General features: G+C 66.7%; 22 protein-coding genes. 11 read left to right on the top strand and 11 right to left on the bottom strand.

The window, feature by feature from the left end; genetic code table 11:
- Positions 1-201 precede the first annotated feature (201 nt).
- From NM2_RS30135 to NM2_RS30100, 7 genes are all read right to left on the bottom strand, one after another.
- On the bottom strand, positions 202-2,001 hold the full coding sequence (locus NM2_RS30135; RefSeq protein WP_305781661.1) for a PepSY domain-containing protein: 1,800 nt from the start codon (positions 1,999-2,001) through the stop codon (positions 202-204).
- A gap of 779 nt (positions 2,002-2,780) precedes the next feature.
- Positions 2,781-3,359, bottom strand: coding sequence for a hypothetical protein (locus NM2_RS30125; RefSeq protein ID WP_067675743.1), 579 nt, complete (start codon positions 3,357-3,359; stop codon positions 2,781-2,783).
- 48 nt (positions 3,360-3,407) lie between these two features.
- Entirely contained in the window at positions 3,408-5,066 is a 1,659-nt protein-coding gene (locus tag NM2_RS30120) for an acyl-CoA synthetase (protein WP_067675739.1), read from the bottom strand.
- Positions 5,067-5,213: 147 nt separating this feature from the next.
- The gene (locus tag NM2_RS30115; protein WP_067675735.1) at positions 5,214-6,866 is read right to left on the bottom strand and encodes an acyl-CoA synthetase; all 1,653 of its coding nucleotides are present in this window, start codon (positions 6,864-6,866) and stop codon (positions 5,214-5,216) included.
- A 129-nt stretch (positions 6,867-6,995) separates the two neighbouring features.
- Positions 6,996-8,291 (bottom strand): RNA polymerase sigma factor, encoded by a 1,296-nt coding sequence (locus tag NM2_RS30110; protein WP_067675732.1) that lies wholly within the window; start codon positions 8,289-8,291, stop codon positions 6,996-6,998.
- Between the two features lie 13 nt (positions 8,292-8,304).
- Positions 8,305-8,658 carry a YciI family protein gene (locus tag NM2_RS30105; protein ID WP_067675728.1) on the bottom strand — a complete coding sequence of 118 codons (354 nt, stop codon included), beginning with the start codon at positions 8,656-8,658 and terminating at the stop codon, positions 8,305-8,307.
- Between the two features lie 14 nt (positions 8,659-8,672).
- Positions 8,673-9,242: a dihydrofolate reductase family protein gene (locus NM2_RS30100; protein ID WP_067675726.1), complete on the bottom strand. Its 570-nt coding sequence runs from the start codon at positions 9,240-9,242 to the stop codon at positions 8,673-8,675.
- A gap of 271 nt (positions 9,243-9,513) precedes the next feature.
- Between NM2_RS30100 and NM2_RS30095 the strand changes: the two genes are divergently transcribed.
- From NM2_RS30095 to NM2_RS30075, 5 genes are all read left to right on the top strand, one after another.
- Entirely contained in the window at positions 9,514-10,191 is a 678-nt protein-coding gene (locus NM2_RS30095) for a hypothetical protein (protein WP_067675723.1), read from the top strand.
- Between the two features lie 774 nt (positions 10,192-10,965).
- The gene (locus NM2_RS30090; RefSeq protein ID WP_218026018.1) at positions 10,966-11,994 is read left to right on the top strand and encodes a 3-deoxy-7-phosphoheptulonate synthase; all 1,029 of its coding nucleotides are present in this window, start codon (positions 10,966-10,968) and stop codon (positions 11,992-11,994) included.
- 171 nt (positions 11,995-12,165) lie between these two features.
- The gene (locus NM2_RS30085) at positions 12,166-13,191 is read left to right on the top strand and encodes an FkbO/Hyg5 family chorismatase (protein ID WP_067675720.1); all 1,026 of its coding nucleotides are present in this window, start codon (positions 12,166-12,168) and stop codon (positions 13,189-13,191) included.
- Complete coding sequence (locus NM2_RS30080; RefSeq protein WP_067675718.1) at positions 13,188-14,717, top strand: class I adenylate-forming enzyme family protein; 1,530 nt, start codon at positions 13,188-13,190, stop codon at positions 14,715-14,717. Before NM2_RS30085 ends, NM2_RS30080 begins: the two co-directional genes overlap by 4 nt.
- Positions 14,704-15,669 (top strand): DMT family transporter, encoded by a 966-nt coding sequence (locus NM2_RS30075; protein ID WP_067675716.1) that lies wholly within the window; start codon positions 14,704-14,706, stop codon positions 15,667-15,669. Before NM2_RS30080 ends, NM2_RS30075 begins: the two co-directional genes overlap by 14 nt.
- 226 nt (positions 15,670-15,895) lie before the next feature.
- Here the strand turns inward: NM2_RS30075 and NM2_RS30070 are convergent, their stop codons facing one another.
- Both NM2_RS30070 and NM2_RS30065 read right to left on the bottom strand, forming a co-directional pair.
- Positions 15,896-17,137, bottom strand: coding sequence for an acyl-CoA dehydrogenase family protein (locus NM2_RS30070; protein ID WP_067675713.1), 1,242 nt, complete (start codon positions 17,135-17,137; stop codon positions 15,896-15,898).
- Between the two features lie 68 nt (positions 17,138-17,205).
- On the bottom strand, positions 17,206-18,597 hold the full coding sequence (locus NM2_RS30065; protein WP_084531702.1) for an acyl-CoA dehydrogenase family protein: 1,392 nt from the start codon (positions 18,595-18,597) through the stop codon (positions 17,206-17,208).
- Between the two features lie 675 nt (positions 18,598-19,272).
- Between NM2_RS30065 and NM2_RS30060 the strand changes: the two genes are divergently transcribed.
- Positions 19,273-19,881, top strand: coding sequence for a Uma2 family endonuclease (locus tag NM2_RS30060; RefSeq protein ID WP_067675866.1), 609 nt, complete (start codon positions 19,273-19,275; stop codon positions 19,879-19,881).
- A 17-nt stretch (positions 19,882-19,898) separates the two neighbouring features.
- Here NM2_RS30060 and hisN read toward each other — a convergent pair whose 3' ends face one another.
- A complete protein-coding gene (gene hisN, locus NM2_RS30055) occupies positions 19,899-20,684 on the bottom strand; it encodes a histidinol-phosphatase (RefSeq protein ID WP_067675707.1) in 786 nt (261 codons plus the stop codon).
- Positions 20,685-20,706: 22 nt separating this feature from the next.
- Entirely contained in the window at positions 20,707-21,516 is an 810-nt protein-coding gene (locus NM2_RS30050) for an SDR family oxidoreductase (protein ID WP_067675703.1), read from the bottom strand.
- Between the two features lie 337 nt (positions 21,517-21,853).
- On the opposite strand from NM2_RS30050, the gene prfB reads away from it, so the two are divergent.
- The 5 genes from prfB to ftsX all read left to right on the top strand — a co-directional run bounded on the left by prfB (position 21,854) and on the right by ftsX (position 25,796).
- Positions 21,854-22,972, top strand: coding sequence for a peptide chain release factor 2 (prfB, locus tag NM2_RS30045; RefSeq protein ID WP_067675700.1), 1,119 nt, complete (start codon positions 21,854-21,856; stop codon positions 22,970-22,972).
- 148 nt (positions 22,973-23,120) lie between these two features.
- The gene (locus NM2_RS30040; protein ID WP_067675696.1) at positions 23,121-23,981 is read left to right on the top strand and encodes a mechanosensitive ion channel family protein; all 861 of its coding nucleotides are present in this window, start codon (positions 23,121-23,123) and stop codon (positions 23,979-23,981) included.
- Complete coding sequence (locus NM2_RS49450; protein ID WP_157121397.1) at positions 23,968-24,126, top strand: Rv3103c transmembrane domain-containing protein; 159 nt, start codon at positions 23,968-23,970, stop codon at positions 24,124-24,126. Before NM2_RS30040 ends, NM2_RS49450 begins: the two co-directional genes overlap by 14 nt.
- Before the next feature lie 74 nt (positions 24,127-24,200).
- Positions 24,201-24,890: a cell division ATP-binding protein FtsE gene (ftsE, locus tag NM2_RS30035; protein ID WP_067675693.1), complete on the top strand. Its 690-nt coding sequence runs from the start codon at positions 24,201-24,203 to the stop codon at positions 24,888-24,890.
- Positions 24,891-25,796, top strand: a complete 906-nt coding sequence (gene ftsX, locus NM2_RS30030) for a permease-like cell division protein FtsX (protein ID WP_067675690.1) — start codon at positions 24,891-24,893, stop codon at positions 25,794-25,796.
- Positions 25,797-25,834 lie beyond the last annotated feature (38 nt).

Genomic DNA, 25,834 nt, shown 5'->3' with positions numbered 1-25,834 from the left:
GACCTCGAAGGGCTGAACTTCCAGAAGGTGGAACACGGCCCGCCTCAACGTGACCGACGTCGGCGGCTGCTTCAGCCGGAGTTGGCGATCGTGCGCTGGCTGGGCTCGCGAAAGCCCGCAGCGGCGGTGGCCATCGCGTGGGTGATGGCCACCGCCCTGAGCTTCCGGCGGGTCGTGAGGTCGCGCCCTGCGACGATCAGGTCAAGTGGTCGTGCGCAGGTGTCGCACCGCACCGATTGCGATGTCGATGATCAGGAAGCCGAGCAAAGTGATGCCGAGCATGGGGGCGAACCATCCGATGGCGGCGGCGATCACGAGTAGTCCTGCGAGAATTGCCGGGTGGATTTCGCGTAGGACACCGCGTCGCGGGGGCGTGCCGAAGGGGAATCGGGGCGTGCGCTGGGGGCGGCGGCGCCACCACATCAGGTAGCCGCGCACGACGACGGTGATCAGGGCGATCATCGTCAGCAGGAGCAACAACTGATTGGCGAGGCCGAACATCATGCCCATGTGCAGGGCGATGCCCCAGTTCGCGAGCTTGGCCATCAGCGGCCAATCGGCGTAGCGCACGGTGTCGGTGACGTCGCCGGTGACGCCGTCGACGGCGATCGCGTCCTGGGTGAGTACGCCGGAGATTCGGCGTTCCTTCACCACGAATGCCGTGTGATCCGCTGCCGGGATGGTGATTTCGACCGGTCCGTCGACGTGGTGGCCGCGCGCTACCGCGAATACCTTGTCCACCTGGGCGATTCGGTCGGTGGAAGGGGGCTGCATTCCGCCGGAGGTGCCCGAGGACATGTCCATGCCCGGCATACTCATGCCCGGCATATCCATCCCAGGCATGTCCATGCCGGGCATGCTCGATGTGGTTCCCGGTTTCGTGCCCGATCCCGGCAGCGCGGTGCTCACCGACGGCGTCGTCCAGCTCAACCGGGCTCTGAGCGCGTCGACATGCGCGCCTGCGTACGTCGACCAGGTCATGCCGGTCGCGGACAGGAAAAGCAGCGGCACCAGCACCCACACTCCCACTGCCGCATGCCAATTCATCGTGCGCAGACGTCCCTTGCGGCCGAGATCCGGCCACGTCAGCCGCCGCAGCCCTCGGTATCGCGCGCCCGCCCTGCGCATCCACACCACCAGCCCGGCCAGCGCGACCACCCACAGCCAGGACGCGGCCGTCTCGCTGTACAGCCGACCGGGCTGTCCCAGATGGAGATTCCGATGCAACTGATCGATCCACGTCCGCAGCGGCAACGCCCCCGTACTGCCGTACACCACACTCGCGCCGACCGGCTTCGCGGTCACGGGATCCACGAACACGGCACGTTTCTCGGACTCACCCAACAAGGGATCGCTGAACAGCACCCGAGTCGTGTCTCGCGCATGCTGTGCCGGATCAACCGCCGCCAGAACAAGTTTCGGCTCCTGAGCGGTAGCCGCCGCCACCTGATCCGCCAGCGGCCGCGCCGGGCCACTCGAATCAACATGCAGCAGACCGCGATTCACGATCGACTCGACGGTCGGCGAAATCGAGTACAACGCCCCCGTCAGCGCCGCGATCAGAATGAACGGCCCGACGAACACCCCGGCATAGAAGTGCAACCGCATCGCCAGCGCTACCAGTGCGTTGCGCGAATTCGCCCGCGCGGCAAACGGTTCAACCGATCTCGCCGTGGTGTTCGACGTGACGTCCTGTGCAGCATCCAGATCGGCGTCCGCCGGAGTCTCGCATGCGACGCCCGCGGTCGCGATCGACCCGGTTGGCTGCTCGAGCGGTTCGCCAGGGTGCCCCTCGGGCGAGGTGCCGATCGGCGCAGTGTGCGGGCCGTTCGCCTGATCGGCATGCGGTGTGCTCTTCGACAGCGATGCATGATCATCGGCGAGCGCTGCATCTGCCTGTGCGCTCGGTCGTGTGACCTGGGAATCGTCGCTCGCGGCGGTGGTTGATTCAGTGGGCGGTTCGGCGGTGGCGTCGGGGATTGGGGGATTTGTGGTGCTCACGGCGTTTGCTCCTGGTCGGTTGCCACCCGTGGATGCGCGGCCGTCCGGGTGAATCCTCGATGTGCGAGGACGTCGGCCCCTCATATGCGGACGTCTTCGGTGTGGTGGGCGTTCCGGCAGGCACGCTCACCGTGCACCACGCGGCGGAGTCCCGGATGGGAGTCGCCGGATCGACGAGGCTCGGCAGTGCCCCGATCGGTCGGATCGACCTGACGTCCGCCGCCATTGCGATCGGGTGTTCCTGGTCGGAAACATCTCGATCGCACGATGCGGACGGTCCCGATGGCTCACGGTCGTACCGGACAGTGCCGGCGCGGCTATTTGTCTGCTCGTCGATGTCGATGCAGGACAACGCGGTTGCGTCCGGATGGGGTCCGGCGCTACCGAGTCGGGCCGAATCGGCCGATCACGCTGAACCGGGTTGTGCCCGATCCATGCCCGGTGGGGCGTGTGCGATCGGACGAAGCATCAACGGCGATCCGTTGACGTTCGCGACCGGCACGCTCGTCGGCACAGCTACAGAAGTTGCGCCGCAGGGCGTTCCGTCGGTTCCACCGCACGCTTCGTGATGTGCGGATCTCCCGTCGGCATGCGGGAGCGAGAGAGCGCGTGTGTCCCAACGAATCCGGTGTGACGTGCGTTCGATCCGATTGTGTGGTGCGAGGATTCACCCGGCGGCACGATGATCGAGGCCCTCGACAGGCGGCCGGGGGATCATCAACGAGCCGCGCAACGCGCGAAAAGTGTTCGTGCGCACGGGTGTACGGGTGAATGTGGAATCAGGCCGGGAGGGGTGGACCACGCGGTCGGCAGAGGTTCGCGGCGAAGATTCGGTGAATGACGCGGTCGCGGTGCGTGGTCGGCAGCGGCGACGGGGGAGGAGTCGCGGGCGGGTGCACCAGCACCGGCAGGGCACGGGACAGTGCCGCGATGAGGATTCGGTAGGCGGCCTCCGCGCCGTGGATCACGACCGAGGCGGCGCATGCGGCCGCGAAGTGCCCGGCCAGCATGGCCGGGCTCCACAGCGAGCCCGGATGCGACATGTCCAACATGTCCAGGGACATCACCGTGTGGCCCAGCAGCTGCCCGCCGATCAGTGCCGTGACCAGGCCGGTTCGGGTGGTGCGCAGTGGGCGAAGCGTCGTCACCAGCGCGCCCACCACCGCGCAGGCGACGACGAGCAGCAGCAGCGTGTTCGACCGCAGCGGCATGGCTCCGGCGGCCCAGCCGTGCGCCTCGATGGCCAGCGCACCAGATACGGCTCCGGCCGATCCCCCGCGCAGCCGCGCGATCGCGCCGCGACGCTGTTGCGCCGCAGCCGAATCGCGGGCCGGGGACCGGCCGGGGTCGAGAATCACCCGAGGATGATACCGAGACGGTAACGCCGGGCCATCGGTGAGGGGGCGCTACTCCGCGGTGACGTTCATTTCCACCAGCGGCTTGCGCAGCAGTTTGCCGGTGGCGTTGCGCGGGAGCTCTTCCAGGAAGATCACCTCGCGCGGCACCTTGTACCGGGCCAGGTTCGCCTTCACGTAATCCTTGATCTCCTGCACGTCGCGTTTGGAGTCTGGGGCGGGAACGACGAAGGCGCGCAAGCGTTTTCCGAATTCGCGGTCGTCCACGCCGACGACGGCGGCCTCCAGTATGTCGGCCCGGTCGGCGAGCAGATGCTCGACCTCCTGCGGGAAGACGTTCTCACCACCGGAGACGATCATGTCGTCGTCGCGGCCGTCGATGAACAGCAGACCGTTCTCGTCGAAGTGGCCGACGTCACCGCTGGACATCATGCCGTCCACGGTCTCCTTGGTGCGGCCGTCGGTGTACGCCTTGAACGAGTGCGCGTTCTCGATGAAGATCGTGCCCGTCACATTCGGCTCGGTGATCCGTTTGCGCTGGTCGTCGTACAGCGCGACCCGGATGCCGACCGGCGGCTTGCCCGCGGTGTTCGGCGCGGTGCGCAATTCCGGCGGGGTAGCCACGGTGATCACGGCGCATTCGGTGGAGCCGTACACGTTGTAGAGGGAGTCGCCGAAGTAGTCCAGGCTGCGGGTCACCACGTCCGGCGGGATCGCCGAACCGGCCGCGAAGATGACGTTCAGCGAGGACATGTCGTACTTGCTCAGGACCTCGGCGGGCAGATCGAGCATGCGCTGCAACATCGTCGGCACCACGACCAGTTCCTCGGCCCGGTACTTCTCGATGTTGGCCAGCGTCGCCTCGGGATCGAATCGCCTCTGCTGGAACACGATTCGGTTGCCCAGCGCCAGGCCGATGGTGAACTGCGACAGTCCGGTGGCGTGGAAGATCGGCGCGGCCATCAGGATCGTGCCGTCGCGCGGCACCGGAATCCGGTCGACCAGCTGCGCGGAGATGAAGGGGCTCACCTTGTCTCGCGGCGCGCCCTTCGGGGTGCCGGTGGTTCCGCTGGTCAGGATCACCATGCCGCCCGGCTTCGCGGGAAGTTTCATCGGATCGGCGGATTGGCCGGCCATCAGCGAATCGAGCGTCGGCACCGACGGATCGACGCCGTCCTTCTCGTCGGCCCAGGTCAGGATGCGCGGAACCGAATCCGGGATCGCGCTCATCAGGTCGACGAACTCGCTGTCGTGCAGTACCGCCTTGACCTTCTCGCGGAGGGCGACGTCGGCGAATTGCGGCTTGGCGAATCCGGTGTTCATCAGCACCGCGCGCACGCCGAGCTTGCCGGTGGCCAGCAGCGTCAGCACCAGGCCGCGATGGTCGCGGGCCAGCACCGCGATCACGTCGCCCTCGCCGATGCCCTGCGCACCCAGCGCGCGTGCCAGCGCGTTCGACTGCCGGTCGAGTTCGCCGAAGGTCAGCTCACCGCGCTCGTCGACGATGGCCGGGGAGTTCGGCCGGGTCTGCGCGGAATGCGCGACCACGCCCGCGAACGGGCCGTACTTGCCGATCGCGACGACCGAGCGCACGGCATGGTCGGGCCGCAGCGGATCGAACAGCCCACGCCTGCGCATCGTATTGGCCCCCAGGACCAAATCCCCCACCTTGCGGAGGGTGGCGCTTGCCGACGGAAGGACAGCTGACATAGGTACAACCTTCCGCGATCCCGCCTGACCTGCGCCGGGCTGACCGCAACATCGAGATCCAGTGCGTGCTAACACTAGCAAGCAGACCTGCTCATATGTGGTTAGCGTCTCTGTAACCGACGGTACCCCTAACCGGTGTGGCCGAACCTACTCTGTGATCCGATACTCGATCAGTTCACGACGCAGAAGCTTGCCGGTTGTGTTGCGGGGGAGTTCCTCGAGGAAGATCACATCGCGCGGCACCTTGTAGCGCGCGAGCGTGCCCTTCACATAGGCCTTGATCTCCTCGGCGTCGGGTGTGGCGCCCGGCTCGGCGACCACGAAGGCGCGCAACCGCTTACCGAATTCCGCGTCGTCCACGCCGACCACCGCGGCGTCGAAGACGTCGGGACGCTCCAGCAGCAGATTCTCCACTTCCTGCGGGAAGACGTTCTCGCCGCCCGAGACGATCATGTCGTCGTCGCGGCCGTCCACGAACAGCAGGCCGTGTTCGTCGAAATGTCCGACGTCGCCGGAGGACATATATCCGTCGATGATCTGCTTGTGCCGTCCATCGGTATAGCCCTCGAAGGGAGCGCCGGAGCGGATGAAGATGCGTCCGGTGACGTGTGTGCCGTGGATGCGGTGGCCGTCGTCGTCGAAAAGCACCACCTCGCAGGTCACCGGCGCGCGGCCCGCGGTGCCGGGCGCGATGGCCAGGTCCTGCGGCTGCGCCACGGTCGCGACGGCGCATTCGGTGGAGCCGTAGAGGTTGTGCAGCACGTGACCGAATGCTTCGGTGGCCCGCACGGTCAGTTCGGGCGAGAGGGCCGAGCCCGCGAGCACGATCGACTTCAGCGAGGTCAGGTCGTACTTCTGGCGGATCCGGGGATCCAGTTCGACCATGCGGTGCAACATCGTCGGCACCGCCACCAGCATCTCCACCCGATGTTCGGCGATCTTGCGCAACGTGTCCTCGGCGTCGAACCGGCGCGTGGTGACGACGGTGTTGCCCAGTGCGACCGCGACCAGCCAGGTGGCCTGGCCGGTGCTGTGGAAGATCGGCGAGACGATCATCATGGTGCCCTGGCGGGGGAACGGGATCCGGTCGACCACCTGGACCGTCGCCATCGGCGAGATCTTGCCGCGCGGTGCGCCCTTGGGCAGGCCGGTGGTGCCGCTGGTGAGGATGACGAAGCCGCCGACCTTCTCCGGAAGCGGCAGTTCGTCGGTCGGGTTCGCCGCGATGAGTTGCTCGATCGTGGTTGCGCCGGAAGGGATTTCGTGACCGTCGTCCACCCAGGTGAGTACCCGCGGCAGCTCCGGCGGGAGGGCGTCGAGCAGGCCGACGAACTCGCTGTCGTGCAGCACGGCCTTGACCTTCTCCCGCTCGCACACCTGCGCGAACTGCGGTTTGGCGAAGCCGGTGTTCATCAGCGCGACCCGCGCACCGGCCTTGCCCGCCGCGGCCATCGCCAGCAGCAGGCCGTGGTGGTCGCGGGCCAGGATGGCGATCACCGTGCCCGGCGTGATGCCCATCCCCTGCAGGCCGCGGGCCAGGGCGGTGGATTGCTGGTCGAGCTGGCGGTAGGTCAGCGAACCGCGCTCGTCCACCACCGCCGTGCGGTCGGGCCACAGCCGCGCCGCGTGACGCACCGCGGTCGCCTGCGATCCGAGGACCGCGCCCTCCCTGGCGGTCCGCAGCGTCTCCTGCAGATTGCCGGGATCGATGATGCCGCGCTCCCGCAGAACGTTGACGCCGCGAATCGTCTCGACCGCGTGAATCACCTTGCGCTGCAACTGTTCCAGAACCGACGTCACCTGCGACCACCTCCACGCGCCTACCGTGCGAGCCCGCACGTCTACCGACCGAGTGGTGTGGACGGTAGCAGCCGGATGCGGGCTGGGATGCAGAAATTCGGCCAACTGTGTCGGGGGTGAAATCGGAGCTCAGTTGCGCGGCGTGTCTGTCACGCAGTCGTCGGCGCGTGCCCGCAGATGCGCTTGTTCGGCGGTATTGGCGGTGAGTTCGGCCGCGCGGAGGAATTCGCGGGCCGCCTCGTCGCGACGGTCGAGCCGGGCGAGCAGGTCGCCCCGCACCGCGTGCAGCAGGTGGTAATCGTCGAGCATGCCGGTTTGTTCGACCGCCTCGACGAGTTCGAGTCCGGCCGCGGGGCCGTGCACCATGGTGATGGCCACGGCGCGGTTGAGTTCCACGACCGGTGACGGAAGGCGTTGGGCCAGAAGCGCGTACAGCCCCGCGATGCGCTGCCAATCGGTGTCCTCGGTAGTGCGGGCCGAGGCGTGCGCGGCTGCGATCGCGGCTTGCAGTGCGTAGGAGCCGGGCGGCACGGCGCGTTCCCGGGCGGTTATGTGTGCTCGTGCGAGTGCGGCGAAACCGCGGCGGATCAGCAGGTGGTCCCAGCGCGAGCGGTCCTGATCGGACAGCGGCACCAGGCGCCGGGCGACGTCGCTGCGCGCATCGAGCCGCGATGCCTGCAATTCGAGCAGTGCGGCGAGGCCGTGCACTTCCGGTTCGGACGGCAGCAGCGCGGTCAGGATGCGCGCCAGGCGCAGGGCGTCGTCGCAGAGTTCGCCGCGCATCCAGCCCTCGCCGGAGGTGGCGGCGTATCCCTCGTTGAAGATCAGATAGATCACCTCGAGCACGGCGTCCACTCGCGACGCCAGTTCGCTGTCCTCCGGCACCTCGTATGGGATGCGAAGTGTTTTGATGGCGCGTTTCGCGCGTACGATCCGTTGTGCCGCAGTCGATTTGGTCACCACGTAGGCGCGAGCGATCTCCTCGGTCGTCAAGCCGCCGACCATCCGCAGGGTCAATGCCACGCGAGCCTGGCGGGGGAGTGCGGGATGGCAGGTCGTGAAGATCATGCGCAGCATGTCGTCGGATATCCCGGCGCCGATCGTCGCGTCGGCGCCGGGAAATCCCGACCTCTGCTCGTCGAGGAGGTCCCGTCCGAGCAGCGCCAGTTTGCGGGCGAAGGTCGCATCGCGCCGGAACCGGTCCACCGCACGGCGTTTCGCCACGGCCATGAGCCAGCCGCCCGGATTCGCGGGCACGCCCTCGCGCGGCCACTGTTCCAGCGCTGCCACGTGCGCGTCCTGGGCGAATTCCTCGGCGGTGTCGATATCGCCGACGACGCGGGTCAATCCGGCCACCAACTGCGGCCATTCGATCCGCCAGGCGGCCTCGACCGCCCGTCGGGCGGTCGAGGGCTCGGTACTCATCGTCGGTGCGGGCTCACGACTGGTCCAACTGTCTGACCTCGATCTCCATCGTCCACTCGGGTCCGTGCACACGCAGGAATCGGGATGCCCATTCCACCGCCTCGTCCCGGGAGCGGGTCTGTAGCAGGCAGTAGCCGCCGATGATCTCCTTGGATTCGGTGAACGGGCCGTCCAGAACGGTCAGCTCGCCGTTCGAGAGCCGGATCCGCACCGCTTCGTCGAGCGGCCACAGCCCGGCGGTGTCCAGCAGGACGCCCGCCTTGGTCATCTCCTCGAGTAGCTTGTCCATATCCTCGGCCAGCGAAGGATCCGGGCCCTGGACCGGTTGGGCCGCCGGATCGAGGCGGATCAGCAGTAGATGTCGCATCGGATGTCCTTTGCTCAGGCGACCTGGTAGCGGACGTACACCGCACCGGAGTCGAACGACTTCGATTCAGTCAACCGGAGGTCGAGCGTCGTCTTCTCCGGGAACAACGGGGTGCCGGAACCGATGACCACCGGGTGCACGACGATCCGGAACTCATCGATCAGGCCCAGATCCAGGAACGAGTGCACCAGCTTCGGGCTGGCGTAGATCGCAATCGTATCGCCCGGTTGGGCTTTGAGCCGCGCGAACTCTTCGGCGAGATTCCCGGTGATCAGGCGCGTGTTGTTCCATTCGGCCGACGCCAGCGTGGTCGAGCAGACGATCTTGTCGAGGGCGTTCACCCATTGCGCGTGTGCGCGCTCGTGCGCGGAGCTCTCCTCGGTGGGCTGATTCGCCCAGTAGCCGTACATCCCGAGGTAGGTCTCGCGTCCGTAGACGGCGGTGTCGAAATCGGCCTGGATGTGGGTTGTGTACTCCGCGAGCTCCTCGCTGTAGGCGCGGTGGGTCCATTCGAACCCCGTTCCCTGCCTCGACGAAGCGAAGCCGTCCAGGGTGAGATGTTCGAACGCCACGATCTTTCGCATGCTTGCGTCCTTTCGGTTGTGCGGCCGTTTTTCGGCCCCTTCACCTACCCGTCGAACGAACGTCCCCGGAATCGACACGGGGTCGGAACTGTTCGGTCGGCGCGATCCTGTCGCAGGATCGGCTTCGCGGGACGTGCCCGAACTCGCATGTGTCAGCCCCCCTTTCGATCTGCCGCCCCTCACTCGCTTCAGCATGGCAGGTGGGTACGACAGGTTCGCCGTGCCGCGCGGCGCTTTCGCTGGGACTGCGCTGTGCCTCTAGGGTGGGCTCATGCGTATCGCGGCATTGACAGCGCTCGTACTTCTGGTGGCGGGCTGTTCGACGCCCACCGATCAGCACGCGCACACCGTTCCGCCGAGCCAGGCGGCCACCTCCTCCGCGGCGGCCTCGACCACAGCGTCGTCCGGTGGTGCGCCGGGGCGCGGGGCGTCCTTCGCCGCGGTCGATGCCTGGGTGCGGGGCGGTCGCGCGGCCGAGGCGGCGCAGTACGCCACCGCGACGACCCAGGACGGCACGGCCACACCGCTGAAGGGCGGTGATGTCGCGTTCACCAGTCCCACCGGAAAGATCAAGTGCACCACCGATTCCGAGGAGGGCATGCCGGGCCTGTCCTGTCTGGTGGATCTGCGGAACCCGCCCGCCCAACCGTCCCGCAGTGGCGAGGGCGAGTACGTGGCCAACTGGATCGACTTCACCGGTACGAAGGCGTCGGTGGGGTCCATGCACGGTGATCCGGGACCGTTCGTGCGCGGCTACGGCAACAAGCTCCCGTACGGATCACGCATCGCCGCAGGCGATTACACCTGTCGCATGGATTCCAGCGGACTGGTCTGCGAGGACAAGTCCACCGAGTCAGCGGTCCGCATCAGCGACGCCGGCATACTGCCCTTCGGCTGCCTGAGGGAGCAGACTCCCACCGAGGGCATCGGTGAACTCTACGGTTGCTGAGAGCGAAAACTGTTGGCGTCCAGAGGGTTCGAGTGTTCAGTGAAGGTGCGGTGTTACCGGCGCAGGAGCACCGCTCCGATCGAATAGGCATGACGGTCCGAGTCGATCGCATGATCTCGGGCGCAGCGAACCGGCGTGGGTCGAGAACTGGACTCGCGCCGGTTTTTTCTTGTGGCACACGGTATTTCGGATTGTATGGTTGATCGGGGATGCTCCCGTGGGGACTTCGTTCGCGGCGTCGGCAGATCGGTCGACGAACCCCAGGAGCGGCAATCCCTCTCCGGCGCAGGAGAATTGACGCGTCATGCCGCTAGATAATGGCACGTTGAATTTTGTTCTGTTACACCGAATGATGGCATGTTACGCTGACTGGCGTAACATCCCTGAAGACCTGCCAAGCCGTCATATGTGGCGCCGGTGCTAGCGGCACACTTGGAGGATTCAATGCTGTTGATTCCGGAGTATCGGATAGCTCTACTGTTCTACGGCCTCGGTGACGATCCGCCCGTGCGCGGCTCGCTCCTCTGAATGCGGCTGTACAGTCGCAGGGTGGGTACGCGATTTTGTCGTGCCATTTTCTCCGGTTGTCGGCGAATCCGGGTGGTCGGCGAGGCCTGCCCTGCCCGCATATTGCTCGAAGCCATTTATCGCCGAATGTCATCAGCTCGTTGATCGATCGTCCTGCAAAATCATAATTTCATCTAGGGAGTCCTCATGTTCGCCGAAAGTCGCATTGGTGAACCTTCCATCGGAACGGCCCGGGATTCACCCGTTGTGCTCACATTCCTGCCCACTTCGGGTGCGGTGGCCGCCGATATCCCGCTCGTACCCGCGCGGGCGGCCGAGATCCGCTTGCATCGCGCCGCGCTGCGCGACGTCCTGAACAAGGCCGACGACCGGATCGTCGTCATCGTCGGCCCGTGCTCCATCCACGACCCCGTCGCCGCGCTCGACTATGCCCGCGGACTGGCCGCGGCGGCACAGTCCTTCACCGACGACCTGATCGTCGTCCTGCGGGCTTATCTGGAGAAACCCCGGTCGATCGTCGGGTGGAAGGGGCTCGTGCACGATCCCGGTCTCGACGGCAGCGGCGACCTCTCCGAAGGGTTGCGGATCGGCCGGCAATTCCTGATCGACGCGGCCGCGACCGGGCTGCCCCTCGCCGGGGAGTTCGTCGATCCGCTGGTCGCCTCCTATCTCGCGGACGTCTTCAGTTACGCCGCGATCGGGGCTCGGACCGTCACCAGTCAGCCGCACCGGCAGCTCGCCTCGTGGCTGCCGATGCCGGTCGGCTGCAAGAACACCGTCGACGGCGATGTCGAGGCGGCGATCAACGCCATGCAGGCGGCCGCTCAATCGCACATATTTCCCGGTATCGGCGTCAACGGCATCCCCGTCGTGCACCGCAGCCAGGGCAACCCGTACGCGCATCTCGTACTGCGCGGCGGCTCCTCCGGGCCGAACTACACTGCGCACTCGGTGCAGGCGGCGCTGCATGCCCTGGGCGAATCCGCGCTGCCCGAACGAGTCGTCATCGACGCCTCGCACGGCAACAGTGGTAAAGACCATCGACGCCAGCCGGCCGTCGTGACCGATATCGGCGAACAGATCGCGAGCGGGCAGAGCGGCATCGTCGGCGTCATGATCGAATCCTTCCTGCTGGAGGGAAAGCAATCCGCACCGATCGAATACGGAAAGAGCATCACCGACGCGTGTATCGGATTTCCCGAAACTGTCGCTCTGCTCGATGTGCTCGCCACGTCGGTGCGTCGGCGACGCGTCGTCGCGCGTCGCCGGAATTGACCAGAATGCGGACGATGAAATCTTGAACGACTGATCGCCCGACGGCCGAATACCGGTCGGATCGTATCCGGAACGACCTGCTGTTGAAACATCAATGGCAGGCGATAGGTCATGGCTTTCCGCTCTGACCATTACAGAATCTTTTCATGTCATGAGTATCGGGAGTTTTCCATGAGTCACCAACGATCTGGCGACCGTGTGCAGGGCCTGTGGTCCGACCTGGTCCGCTGCGATGAACCGCTCGAACCGGCCCGAGCAGCGCGGGGCAATATCCTCGGGCGGATCAAGTTCGCCGCCGCGCCCGCCGCGCCCGCTCTGGTCGGCGGCGCCCCGCGCCTGACCACCCATATGGCCAGCGGGAATGATGTTCCGGCCGAAGAGATTTGGCGCACCGAACTGCCGGTTCGAGTCGGCCAGGACGGTTCGGCCGTCTTCGCCGAGGACGGTGAGCATCTGTTCTACGCGGCACGTCTCGAGCCGCAACCCGTCTACCGCGATCGGGTGCGCGAAATGTACGAGAACGCCCTGCGATTCACCTGGGAGCGCGGTTACACCGAGCTGGTCCGCATGTGGAACCTCATCGGCGGAATCACCAGCCCGAACGCGGACGGGGTCGAGATCTACCGCGACTTCTGTGTCGGCAGGTCCGAGGCGTTCGCCGCCTGGAACGAACGATTTCCGCAGTTGCCGGCCGCCACCGGAATCGGCACCCTGAGCCCCGGCGTCGATCTGTGCTTCTTCGCCACGAAGCCGGGTCGCACTGTGCACCTGGAGAATCCGCGGCAGACGCCGGCCTACGAGTATCCGTCCCGGTACGGGCCGAAGTCTCCGAGTTTCGCACGGGCGACCTTCCTCGAGGGGCAGGGCGCGGGAAGCCTGTTCGTCTCGGGTACGGCGAGCATCCTGGGCGAGGACACCGCGCACGTGGACGACGTCGCATGGCAGACCGTGGAGACCCTGCGCAATATCGATGTGCTCGTCGGCAGCGACAACCTGAGCCGATACGGAGTGAAGGGCGGCGGGTACGGCGTCCGGGACCTCGACCAGATCAAGGTCTACGTGCGCGATCGGGAACATGTTCCGGTCGTACGCGACATCTGCACCCTGGTGTTCCCCGCGCACTCCGAGATCGCGTACTTCAACGTCGACGTGTGCCGGGCCGATCTGCTCGTGGAGATCGAGGGGGTGTGCAGATGACCGCCTCGACGCAGATATCCGCAGCCGTGCCCGCGGCCGGCGTGGACGTCGGCAACCTGGCCGTGTGGTTGGAGTACCTCGCGGCGCGTAACGGCTGGCTGAAACGGACCGCGTATATCGAAGGCACGCAACACTATACCTACGGCGAGGTCTACAACAGGGCGCGCCGGATCGCGGAGGGCCTGCGCGAGCAGGACATTCGGCACGGGGACCGGGTGCTGCTGGCATTGCCGGACGGAATCGACTTCGTGACGACGTTTCTCGCCGCCCTGCGCATCGGTGCGGTGGCCGTGCCCGTGAACACCTTCTTCCACGCCGAGGAACTGCGCTCGGCCGAGCACATAGCCGAAGCGGCGCTGGTCGTCGTCGATCCCTTCCTGCGGAATGCCTTCTACGGCCGCACGGTGACGGTGCCGGAGTTGACCGAACACGGCGGCCCGGCGGATCTGGACAACGTTCCCGAGGCGGTCTCGGCCGATGCCCCGGCCTTCGCGGTATTCACCTCCGGCACAACGGGAGCGCCCCGCCTGTGCTTCCACGTCCACGGCGATGCGCTGCACTTCGATCAGGCGATCGGCAGTGTGCTGTCACTGCAGGAGGGCGAGGTCTGCTACTCGGTGTCGCGGATGTATTTCTCTTACGGCCTGGGCAATTCGGTGCTTCTGCCGTTGCAGCGCGGTGCGGCGGTGGTGCTCACGCCGCAGCGGGCGGACGAGGCCAGCGCACTGTCGGTGCTGCAACGTCATCGGGTCGGTGTGTTCTACGCTCAGCCGAGTTTCTACGCCCGGATGCTGGCCCACCCCGACGCCGCTCGCCTGAGCCGACTGCGTCTGGCGCTCGTCGCCGGTGAGATGCTGCCCCGTCCCATCGAGGACCGGCTGCGCGAACTGCTCGGGACCCGGCTGGTGAACATCTGCGGCACAAGCGAAATCGGGCACGCGGTGCTGGCGGACGGTCCGCAGGACAGCCATCCGCACAGCCTCGGCCGCATCCTGCCGCCGTACGGCCTGCGGGTGATCGACGACGCCGGGCAGCCGGTGCCGGACGGTTCGGTCGGCAAGCTCCAGATCTGCGGTCCGACAATCGGTCCGGGCGTGCGACGGGGCAGTGCGCCGCCGCTTCGGCTGGGTCCCGACGAGTGGTTCACGACCGGTGACGCGGCGCGGGTGGACGACGGCGTGGTGCGGCTGCTCGGCCGGGTGGACGATATCGAGATCGTCGCCGGAGCCAATGTGCATCCTACGGAGGTGGAGGATCTGATCACCGGTGTCGCCGGTGTCCGGGAGGCCGCGGTATGCGCCGTGCGGCGGGACAGCGGTGTGACGAGCCTGCGTGCCTACGTCGTCGCCGAGCCCGACGTGGACTCGAAAGATGAACTGGCCGAGGCGATCCGTTCGGCCGCCGAGGGATCGCTGACTTGGTACAAGGTCCCCGAAGATGTCGAATTCGTCGACGCTCTGCCACGCAACGCCACAGGAAAAATTCTCCGTCGAAAGCTGCGGGAGGTAACGAATGACGCGCGATAAGACGACCGCTGTCCGGGCGACGGCCGCATCGCTGATCACCATGGTGCTGTGGGCCTCGGCGTTCGTGGCGATCCGCCACGCCGGCGAGAGCTTCCGCCCCGGCTCGATGGCCTTGGGGCGCTTGCTGATCGGAGCCATCGTGCTGCTCGCCGTGGTGGCGGCCAGACGGGAGGGACTGCCGCCACGTGCCGCGTGGCCGGGGATCGTGGGCATGGGCGTGTTCTGGTTCGGGCTCTACATGGTCGCGCTGAATTGGGGTGAGCAGCATACGGATGCCGGAATTGCCGCCCTGCTGGTCGGCACGGGCCCGCTGTTCGTCGCGTTGCTCGCGGGTCTGTTTCTCCGCGAAGGGTTTCCGCGCCCTCTGCTCATCGGTATCGCGGTGGCCTTCGTCGGCGCGATACTCGCCGGGGTCGCCAGCGGCGGCGGAAGCACCGCGATAACCGGCGCGCTGTTGTGCCTGGCCGCCGCCGCGGGTCACGCTCTCGGCGCCATCCTCCAGAAACCCGCTCTCGCGCATGCCTCGCCCCTACAGGTCACCGCATACGCCAGCGCCATCGGCGCGATCGCCTGTCTGCCCTTCAGCGGTCAGCTGGTGACCGACGTGGGCCACGCGTCGGCGGAAAACCTCGCGGCAGTCGTGTATCTGGGCCTTCTGCCGACCGCGCTGGCCTTCTGGACCTGGTCCTACGCCCTGTCGCACATGCCGGTGGGCCGCCTGGCCGCGACGACCTACATCGTCCCGTCCCTCACCGTACTGATGGCATGGCCCGTACTCGGTGAGTTCCCGCCGGCCCTCGCCCTTCTCGGCGGAATCCTGTGCCTGCTCGGCGTCGCGATCGCGCAGCGCAAGTCAGCGTCGGCATCGGAGTCCACCGACTTCCCAGCCACCGAGGAGATCGGAGTGGACAGCCCGACCGGTGATTCCGTGCCGATACGGTCACAGGACTGACTCTCGGCTACCGCTGCGGTGACCGAATCCGGCCGGGAAGCATCGACCGTCGCCGGTAATCATGTTGTCCTGTAAGGGAACACCAGCGGTTGGGGCGGCTGGGAGCGTCCGGGTGTTGCCGAATCACAACGGCCTGGCCCGGATCACGATCCGGTCGAAGTTCGCCGGAATGAGAAACCGGTGCGGGCTACGTAGTCGCCCGCACCGGTTAGTCTTGTGCAACAGACTATTTCAGCTCTGTGCTGCTGAGTTCGAGCACGCGCCGGGCGACGATGAGCTGCTGGATCTGCTGGGTGCCTTCGAAGATGTCGAGAATCTTGGAGTCGCGGCTCCACTTCTCCAGCAGGGTGCGCTGCGAATAGCCCAGGGTGCCGGCCAGTTCGACTGCCTTGAGGGTGACATCGGTACCCATGCGCCCCGCCTTGGCCTTGGACATGGAGGCCTCGAGCGAGTTGGGTTTCTTGTTGTCGGCCATCCAGCCCGCGCGCAGCGACAGCAGGTACGCGGCCTCCCAATCCGCTTCCAGCCGAAGGAATTCCGCGGCGGCGGCATGCTGGTTCATCGCCGGAGTGTCGTAGGAGATCTCTACACCGGCCTCGGTCAGGATGGTGCGCAGCTCCTCGAGTGCGGCGCGGCCGACGCCGACGGCCATCGCGGCAACGAGCGGGCGGGTGTTGTCGAAGGTCTGCATGACCCCGGCAAAACCCTTCTCCACGTTGACTTCCGGGCTGCCCAGGATGTTGTCCTTCGGGATCCGGCAGTCCTCGAGCCGCAATTCGGCGGTGTCGGAAGCCTTGATGCCGAGCTTGTGCTCGAGCCGGGCGACGGACAGGCCCGGGGCATCTCGCGGCACGACGAACGATTTGATGGCCGCGCGGCCCTTGCTGCGGTCGACCGAGGCCCACACCACGATGTGGGTGGCGCGCGAACCGGCGGTGACGAAGATCTTGGTGCCGTTGAGAACCCACTCGTCGCCGTCGAGGGTGGCGGTGGTGGTCACCGCGGCCGAGTCCGAGCCGAAGGACGGCTCGGTGATGGCCATCGCGGCCCACACCTTGCCGAACCGCTCGAGCTGCTCGTCGGTGGCGACCGCGGCGATGGCGGCGTTACCGAGGCCCTGGTAGGGGATCGAGAGCATCAGGCCGACATCGCCCCAGGAGGTTTCCAGGGCGTTGAGCAGTGCGGACATATTGCCGCCGTTGGAGTTTCCGAGCAGCTCGGTGGCATGCGAGTTGTCCTCGCCGTCGGCCTTGGTCTCGGATTTGCGGCCGCCGGTCGCCCCGGAGATGTCCTGGGTGCCGGAGTCGGCCAGGCCCTCCACCATGGCGGCCATGGTGTCCAGCTCGACCGGGTAATCGTGTTCGGCGAGGTCGTATTTGCGCGAGGCCGGGCGGAAGATCTGCGCGGCGACCTGGTGGGCCTGATTCGCGCTGGCCCGCAGCTTCTTCGGAAGTTCGAGATTGATCATGGATTCGGCTCCATCAAGGGGCTTGGGGGTCGCGGGGCTACCCGCACGACTTCGGTTTCGGGGTCTTGTCAGACCAATACGACGCCCTCGGCGACGCCGACGGCGCGCAGATCGCGGTACCAGCGTTCGACCGGGTGCTCCTTGGTGTACCCGTGGCCGCCGAGCAGCTGCACACCGTCCAGGCCGATCTGCATGCCCTTGTCGGTGGCGAGCTTCTTGGCCAGGGCCGCCTCGCGGGCGAAGGAAAGGCCCTGCTCCGCGCGAGACGCGCCGCGCAGCGTGATCAGCCGGATGCCGTCCAGTTCGATGGCGATATTGGCGACCATGAAGGCCACGGCCTGGCGATGCGCGATCGGCTCGCCGAACGCCTCGCGCTCCTTCACGTAGGGCTTCACGTAGTCGAGCACGGCCCCACTCGTGCCGGCCGCCAGCGAGGCCCAGCCCAGCCGGGCCAGGCGCACCGCGTCGGCGTAGTCCTCGGCGTGCTGTGCGGCATCGCCGTCACCCAGCAGCGCGTCGGTGGCGACCGGGACGTTGTCCAGGATCAACCGGCCCAGGCCCGCGGCGCGCAGACCCATACTCGGATCGGCCTCGATCACCACGCCGGGAGTGTTCGACTCGACAACGAAAAGCGCTGGGCGGCCGTCGAGTTCGGCGCCGACGATGAACAGCTCCGCGTCACCGGCGGCCGGGACGAGGCTCTTGACGCCGTTGAGCCGGTAGCCGCTGGGCGAGCGAGTGGCCTTGGTGGACAACGCGAACGGATCGAACAACGCCCGCGGCTCGCTGATCACGACCGAGGACTGCGGCACGTTCTCGCCGGTGAACGCGCCCAGATAGGTCTTCTGCTGCGCGTCGGTGCCCCACTGGGACAGGGCGACCGCGACACCCGAAGGGGCCAGGATCGGCAGCGCCAGGCCCATATCGCCGTGCGCGAGCGCCTCGGCCACAAGGGAATTGGTGACCGCACCGCGTTCGGTGGCCGCACCCTCGAGCTCCTCGGGCACATTGATCAGCGTGATGCCCAGCTCGGCTGCGCGCTCGAGCAGATCCTGCGGCGCCTTGGTGGCGGCGTCGGCGTCGGGGGCGGCCGGGCGCAGGATCTCCCCGGCGAAGTCGCGCACCGTCTCGACGATCATCTGCTGTTCATCGGACGGGGTGAGGTCGAAGTAGTCCTTGTGCCGGGATTCGTTGGCGGGCAGGCGCTTCGGCTTGCCGCCACCGGCGACCTTGCCGAAGGCGCGGGTGGCCGCGCCCAGGGTGCGGAATCCGGTCTTGGTGCCCTCGTAGGTCATCCGCTCGATGGGCTTGCGCAAGTTGTACTTCTCGGCCAGTTCCGAGCCCGTGATGGTCGTCATGACCCGCATGGCCGCGCCCATCCAGTCACGCTTGACCGGGTTCAGCCCGACGGCGGAATCCGGACGTCGCTTCGTTGCGGTGTCTCGAGTGCTCATAATCACCAGTCTTTTCGGGGTGGTGGGGGTGATCGGGTGGTCCCAGCTTCTTACTTGTGAGTAAGTCTATCTTACTCCAGAGTAAGAACCAGGCCAACCGGGAGCACATTCACCGCGATCTCGACCACAACACCCCGGTCCGGGCCCATTGCGCGGCTGATTCCCCTGCGGGGTTTCATGCCTGCCGAGCGGCCGCACTGAACCTTCCGACCGGCCGGAACCCGGGGTGATCACGGCCGGCCCGCCGTCGCATTCCGGCCGGATCGCCGTGGGCGGGATCCGGCCGGAGGGTTTCGGACAGTTCGGTCCTGCGATCGGCGGGCCCCGGTGTGTCAGCGGCCACGGTGACGCCGCAGGCACCTTGGAGCAACTCACAGGCGAGCGATCGGGCAGGTTGTGATCGGAGATCCGCGGCCTCCGATCGCGCCGGACTACGGGATCGGTTGCGTAGTACTCGACGTTCACCGGCAGGGTTCGCCCGGGTTTGAGCTCGGCCAGCAGGTCCAGCACGCGGTGAGTGCGCGAAAAGGGGGCATGCTGTTGTCGGTCGCGCATGCCGGGCCGGGGTGGCTTGTCGTGGGGGACGGTAAGCTTCGTGCGGGTCCGGCTGTTGCGAGAGGGGTACAGGACATGGGCGTCGAGGCGATTGCTCACTATGTTCTGCCGGACTCTGCCTACTTGATGTGGGTTCGCGATGAGCTGGTCGACTATCTGCATCTGCCGAAGGATGGCACCCGGGTCGAAATTATCGGTGGGGAGATCGTTGTGTCACCTGGTCCGACCGTTGGTCACAACGGGATCGTGCGGGATGTCGAGCGCGGGGTATTCGCGGCGGAACTCGCCGATCCGGCATTCATCTGGCGCTCGGTGCAGACAACCGATCTGAACATGTTCGATATCGGCGACGGTTACATTCCGGACCTGATCCTGCTCGAGGAGCCGATCCTGCGTGAGGCGCGGGCGAGCGAGGCCAAACACCTGTTGCCGCATCAGGTGGACCTGGTGGTCGAGGTGACGTCGATTTCCACGGCCGTCAATGACCGGGAGCCGAAGGCCGGTCGGCGCCCAGCGGGCACGAAATGGAGCGGCTACGCGCATTCGGGAATCCCGTACTACCTGCTGATCGACCGCGACCCACGCGCCGCCAAGGCCACGTTGTACGGCATGCCCGAGCGCAGATCCGGCATGTACAAAGAAATTCGATCCTGGGATTTCGGGGAGACGATCCGGATCGGTGCCCCGTTCGGATTCGACATCTCGACCGAACAGTGGACCCCCTGGGACGACTGAACCGGTCGGGCGATCGCTCACTTTTCCAGGCGCTCGAGCACTCGGTCGTGCAGCAGGCCGTTGGTCGCCACGGCGCTGCCGCCGTGCGGGCCGGGAGCGCCGTTCAACGCGGTGAACGTGCCGCCCGCCTCGCGGACCAGCACGTCCAGCGGGGCCAGATCCCACAGCGAGACCTCGGGTTCGGTGGCGATGTCGACCGCGCCCTCGGCGAGCAGGCAGTAGCTGTAGAAATCGCCGTAGCCGCGAGTGCGCCAGACCTCGTCGGTGAGCCCGACGAGGTGATCGCGCAAGCCCAGATCGCGCCAGCCGGACAGGCTCGAGATGGCTAGGCTGGCCGAGCCGAGTTCGGCGACCCTGGACACCGAGATCGCTTGTGGCTCACCGAAATTGACGCTCGTCCAAGCACCGGAGCCGGTGGCCGCCCACCAGCGCCGGAACAGGGCGGGCGCGCTGACGACGCCCACCACCGGGACGCCGTCCTGCAGCAACGCGATCAGCGTCGCCCACACCGGAACGCCGCGCACGAAATTCTTCGTGCCGTCGATCGGGTCGATCACCCACTGGCGGCCGGAGAATTCGGCGTTGCCGCCGAACTCCTCGCCCAGCACCGCGTCCTGCGGGCAGTACCGGCCCAGCGTCGCCCGCAACGCCTTCTCCACGGCCAGGTCGGCGTCGGAGACCGGCGTCAGATCGGGCTTGCTGTCGACCCTCAGGTCCAGCGCCCCGAAGCGGGCGCGGGTGATCGCGTCGGCCTCTTCGGCGAGATGCAGGGCGAGATCCAGATCGGCGGTGTGGTCGGTCACGGCCTCAGGCTACCGGGGGCGATCAGGACTGCTCGAAGCTCCACACCGCCGGCCAGTCCTTACCGCGGAACGCCGCGTCGATGCCGCCGTCACAGAAGATCACCGAGCCGACGAAGAACGAGGCCCGATCCGAGACCAGGAATCCGGCCAGTTCGGCGATCTCCTCCGGCCGCCCGGCCCGGCCGATCGGGGTCGCGCCCAGGAAACCCTTCATGCCCTCGCCGGTCAGCGGATCGGTGGCGCCCTCCTGCGTCATCGGGGTGTCGATGATGCCGGGTGCGATGGCGTTGATCCGGATGCCGTCCTTGATCAGCTCCGCCGACCGGGTCCGCGCATACCAGGCCAGGGCGGCCTTGGTGGCCGGATAGGACTGGATCGCCCCCCACTCGCCGAAGGAGTTCGCGATCTCGCGGGCGCGTTCCTCGTCTCCGGCCAGACACGCCTCGGCCAGGTCGACCGGCCAATTCGGTTGTGTCGTGGTGGAATTGGAGGACACCAGCACGACCGAGGCCGAGTCGGAGTTGCGCAGCAGCGGCAGCACGCCCTCGAGGACGGTGATCGCTCCGAAGTAATTGACCGAGACGACCAGATCGGCGGGCCGTCCGGTGGCGGCGGCGACCCCGGCGAAGGGCAGGAAACCGTCGAGGGCGCCCGCACTGAGCCGGGTGATCTCGGCGATCGCGTGCGCGCGTCCCTCGGCGGTGGACAGATCCGCGGTGACGTCGGCGTCGTGCAGATCCACCCCGATCACGCGATGTCCGGCCTTCTCCAGATGCGCGACGACCGCCGCGCCGATACCCGACGCGCTGCCGGTGACCGCGAGAACACTCACGACTCCACCTCGCTGGCGCTCGGCTCCGTCGTGCGCGGCGCGAGCGAACTCGCCCCACCGGTGCCGGATACCTGTGCGGCTGTGCCCATCGCTCTCATACAACCTCCTCGTCGACGGCGATTCCGCCCTCCACCCTGCGAGGTTACAAGCGCCGCACGCGATTCGATCTCACTCACCGGGACCGTCCCGGCAATCGGAATGCGTTGTCCGCGCGGCTGATCCGGCACACGTGCGGCGTGGTGGATCCGATCGCCGCGCACCGCGCGTACCGCGTCCCGGACAGCGCCGCCGACGTCGTATTTCATCGTGCCGAGCACGGACGGTAGATTGGGAAATCGTGCATCCCGACGTCACCGCTGATCTCGCCGAACTCGACACGACTCTCAAGACGGTCGAGTCGGTGCTCGACATCGACGAGCTGCGTCGTCGCATCGATGAACTCGAACACCAGGCCGCCGATCCGGACCTGTGGAACGACCAGGAGCACGCGCAGCAGGTCACCAGCGAACTCTCGCACGCCCAGGGCGAGTTGCGCCGCGTCAGCGATCTGCGCCAGCGCCTGGACGATCTGCCGGTGCTGTACGAACTCGCAGAGGCCGAGGAGGGCGCTTCGGCCGTCGAGGCCCTCGCCGACGCCGACGCCGAACGCGCCGCCCTGCACGCCGACGTGGAGGCGATGGAGGTGCGCACGCTGCTGTCGGGTGAGTACGACAAGCGCGAGGCGCTGGTCAACATCCGTTCCGGAGCGGGCGGCGTCGATGCCGCGGACTGGGCGCAGATGCTGATGCGGATGTACGTGCGGTGGGCCGAGCGGCACAAGTACGGCGTAGAGATATACGACACCTCCTACGCGGAAGAGGCCGGGATCAAGAGCGCCACCTTCGCGGTCAAGACGCCGTACGCCTACGGCACGCTGTCGGTGGAGATGGGCACGCACCGGCTCGTGCGGATCAGCCCGTTCGACAACCAGGGCCGCCGCCAGACCTCCTTCGCCGAGGTCGAGGTGCTGCCCGTCGTGGAGACCACCGACCACATCGACATTCCCGAGGGCGACATCCGCGTCGATGTCTACCGCTCCTCGGGCCCCGGCGGACAGAGCGTCAACACCACCGACTCCGCGGTCCGCATCACGCATATCCCGACCGGCATCGTGGTCACGTGTCAGAACGAGAAGTCGCAGTTGCAGAACAAGATTTCGGCGATGCGCGTGCTGCAGGCCAAGCTGCTCGAGCGCAAGCGTCAGGAGGAGCGCGCCCAGATGGACGCGCTCAAGACCACCGAGGGCGCGTCCTGGGGGAACCAGATGCGCTCGTATGTGCTGCACCCTTATCAGATGGTCAAGGATCTGCGCACCAATTACGAGGTGAACAATCCGACAGCAGTACTCGACGGTGAGATCGACGGCTTCATCGAAGAGGGAATCCGCTGGCGGATGCGTCAGGGCGCGGAGGAGTAATCCGCGGTTTGCTCGCTTTCGCGCCAATCACGGCACAATCACGACGTTTCGGTCGGCGGGAGTGGCGTAGTAACCTGTTGGGCGTGTGTTTCGGTGGCAGCATGGCAGATTCTGGCGGGAGCGGTCTCGGGCCGGCAGAGGTGAGGGGATGACCGCGAGTCTCGCCGCTGGGACATCGATCGCCGGAGTGGGCGCCTGGGCGCGCTCGGGCGGTCTGGAGATCGTGCTCTACGTGATCGGGGCGGTGCTGTTCGGCCGCTTCGCCCAGTTCGTCCGGGATCGGATCATCCGGCGGATCGATGCGGGCTTCGTGGGCAGTGATTCGCTGGTCCGCTCGGAGGCCGCCAAACATCGGCACGCGCTGGCGCAGGTCGTCACCTGGGTCCTGCTGTCCATCATGTATTTCCTGGTGGCGCTGCAAGTGTTGGAGCGCTTGGACTTTCCGATCAGCGGACTGGCGGCTCCGGCCGCGGTCATCGGCGCCGGGCTGGGTTTCGGTGCGCAACGCATCGTGCAGGACCTGCTGGCCGGATTCTTCCTGATCACCGAGCGGCAGTACGGATTCGGCGATGTGGTGAGCATCGCGGTCACCGGTCAGACCGTCCCCGCGGAAGGGACCGTCGAGGACATCACCTTGCGTATCACCACATTGCGCAATCCGGACGGCGAGGTGATCATCGTCCCGAACGGTCAGATCGTGAAAGTGACCAATCTGTCGAAGGATTGGGCGCGCGCCGCGATCGACGTGCCGGTTCCGGTGACCTCCGACATCACCAGGGTCAACGAGATCCTGCACGACGTCGGCTCGAAGGCGTTCGCCGACCGGAGACTGAAATCGCTGCTGCTGGACGAGCCCACGGTGATGGGACTCGAGGATCTCACCGTCGACCAGATGAACATCCGTATGGTTGCCCGGACGCTGCCGGGGAAACAGTTCGAAGTCGGCCGCGAGCTCAGAGTACGGGTGGCCGCGGCCCTGCGCCGGGAGGGCATGAGTGAAACTGCGTAAATCCACCGCGGCCCTGATCGCCGTCTGGTTCGCCACGTTCGTTTTGTACGTATTCGTCAAGCCCGCTACGCCGGATCACAGCGGGTTCTCACCAATTGCCAATACTATTCAGAAATCGATGATTTCATCCACGCAGGCCAGGTGACCCGAATGCGCCACGGGGCAATTACCGGGTGTGTGCCGAGAGTGGACTTGCATTGCTGGCTACACTGACACCTCGTGATCACCCTGCGGAACGTCACCAAGTCATACAAAACCTCGACGCGTCCCGCGTTGGACAATGTTTCGGTCGAGGTGGAAAAGGGCGAGTTCCTGTTCATCATCGGGCCGTCCGGATCGGGTAAGTCGACGTTCATGCGGCTGCTGCTCAAGGAGGAGCGCCCCACCGAGGGGGAGATCCACGTCGCGGACTTCCGGGTGGACCGGCTGGCCGGGCGCAAGGTGCCCAAGCTGCGGCAACGGATCGGCTGCGTATTCCAGGACTTCCGGCTGCTCCAGCAGAAGACCGTCGAGCAGAACGTGGCCTTCGCGCTCGAGGTGATCGGCAAGAACCGCAAGTTCATCAATCGCGCGGTGCCGGAGGCGCTGGATCTGGTGGGTCTGTCCGGTAAGGCCGACCGGCTGCCCAGCGAGTTGTCCGGCGGCGAGCAGCAGCGCGTCGCGATCGCGCGGGCGTTCGTGAACCGGCCGCTGGTGCTGCTGGCCGACGAGCCCACCGGCAACCTCGACCCAGATACCAGTCAGGACATCATGACCCTGCTCGAACGGATCAACCGCGTCGGCACCACGGTGCTGATGGCGACCCACGACAACCACATCGTCGACGCGATGCGCCGGCGCGTGGTCGAGCTCGATCGCGGTCGCCTGGTCCGCGACGAGGCGACCGGCGTGTACGGGGTGGGCCGGTAGATGCGCGGAGCCTTCCTACTCAGCGAGGTCCTCAACGGCCTGCGCCGCAACGTCACCATGACCATCGCGATGATCCTGACCACCGCGGTCTCGCTGACCATGCTCGGCGGCGGTCTGCTCGCGGTGAAGATGGCCGACAAGACCGAGCAGTACTTCCTGGACCGGCTCGAGGTGCGGCTGTACCTGGATGACGCCGTGTCCGCCACCGACGTGGACTGCTCGAAGGATCCCTGCAAGACGTTGCTGGCGGATCTGAAGGACACCTCGGGTGTGGTGTCGGTGCAGTACCTCAACCGCGCGGACGCGATCCGCGAGGCGAAGGAGAAGACGTTCAAGGATCAGCCGGAGCTGGCCGCCTACGTCGCACAGTCGCCGCTTCCGGCCTCTATGCGCGTGAAGATGACCGACGCCGGCGCGTATCCGAGCATCCTGCAGAAATTCCAGGCCCGGCCCGGTGTGAAGTTCGTGCGCAACGACAAGGATGTGGTCGACCGCCTGGTCAGCCTGTTCGACGGTCTGCGCAACGCGGCGTTCGGCCTGGCGGTGCTGCAGGCGTTCGCGGCGGTGCTGCTGATCGCGAACATGGTGCAGATCGCGGCGTTCACCCGGCGGGAGGAGGTCGGCATCATGCGACTGGTCGGCGCGAGCCGCTGGTATACGCAGTTGCCGTTCCTGCTCGAGGCGGTGGCCGCGGCGATCGTCGGCTCGGCGCTGGCGGTGGTCGGGTTGCTCGTGGCGCGGCCGCTGGTGATCGATCAGGCACTGGGTTCACTGTTCGAATCGAAGGTGTTCCCGCGCATCACCGGTGACGACGTCATGCTGGTCGCGATGACGATCGTTCCCGTCGGCATCGTATTCGCCGCGGCGACCGCGTACGGCACGTTGCGGTACTACGTGCGCGAATAGCGCCGCACCCCTTGCACTCTCACGCACCCGCTCGGGCC

It is taken from the genome of Nocardia miyunensis NBRC 108239, assembly GCF_001613065.1.
GTDB classification, from domain to species: domain Bacteria; phylum Actinomycetota; class Actinomycetes; order Mycobacteriales; family Mycobacteriaceae; genus Nocardia; species Nocardia miyunensis.
The sequence above is the reverse complement of the archived record's forward strand: the minus strand, read 5'-3'. Positions and strand labels throughout refer to the sequence as shown.

Bases quoted from the DNA above. Each gene is read 5' to 3' on its own strand.
- NM2_RS30120 (WP_067675739.1), bottom strand. From the start codon at position 5,066: ATGTCAGCTGTCCTTCCGTCGGCAAGCGCCACCCTCCGCAAGGTGGGG.
- NM2_RS30110 (WP_067675732.1), bottom strand. From the start codon at position 8,291: ATGAGTACCGAGCCCTCGACCGCCCGACGGGCGGTCGAGGCCGCCTGG.
- NM2_RS30105 (WP_067675728.1), bottom strand. From the start codon at position 8,658: ATGCGACATCTACTGCTGATCCGCCTCGATCCGGCGGCCCAACCGGTC.
- NM2_RS30100 (WP_067675726.1), bottom strand. From the start codon at position 9,242: ATGCGAAAGATCGTGGCGTTCGAACATCTCACCCTGGACGGCTTCGCT.
- NM2_RS30095 (WP_067675723.1), top strand. From the start codon at position 9,514: ATGCGTATCGCGGCATTGACAGCGCTCGTACTTCTGGTGGCGGGCTGT.
- NM2_RS30085 (WP_067675720.1), top strand. From the start codon at position 12,166: ATGAGTCACCAACGATCTGGCGACCGTGTGCAGGGCCTGTGGTCCGAC.
- NM2_RS30080 (WP_067675718.1), top strand. From the start codon at position 13,188: ATGACCGCCTCGACGCAGATATCCGCAGCCGTGCCCGCGGCCGGCGTG.
- NM2_RS30075 (WP_067675716.1), top strand. From the start codon at position 14,704: ATGACGCGCGATAAGACGACCGCTGTCCGGGCGACGGCCGCATCGCTG.
- NM2_RS30070 (WP_067675713.1), bottom strand. From the start codon at position 17,137: ATGATCAATCTCGAACTTCCGAAGAAGCTGCGGGCCAGCGCGAATCAG.
- NM2_RS30060 (WP_067675866.1), top strand. From the start codon at position 19,273: ATGTGGGTTCGCGATGAGCTGGTCGACTATCTGCATCTGCCGAAGGAT.
- NM2_RS30040 (WP_067675696.1), top strand. From the start codon at position 23,121: ATGACCGCGAGTCTCGCCGCTGGGACATCGATCGCCGGAGTGGGCGCC.
- ftsX (WP_067675690.1), top strand. From the start codon at position 24,891: ATGCGCGGAGCCTTCCTACTCAGCGAGGTCCTCAACGGCCTGCGCCGC.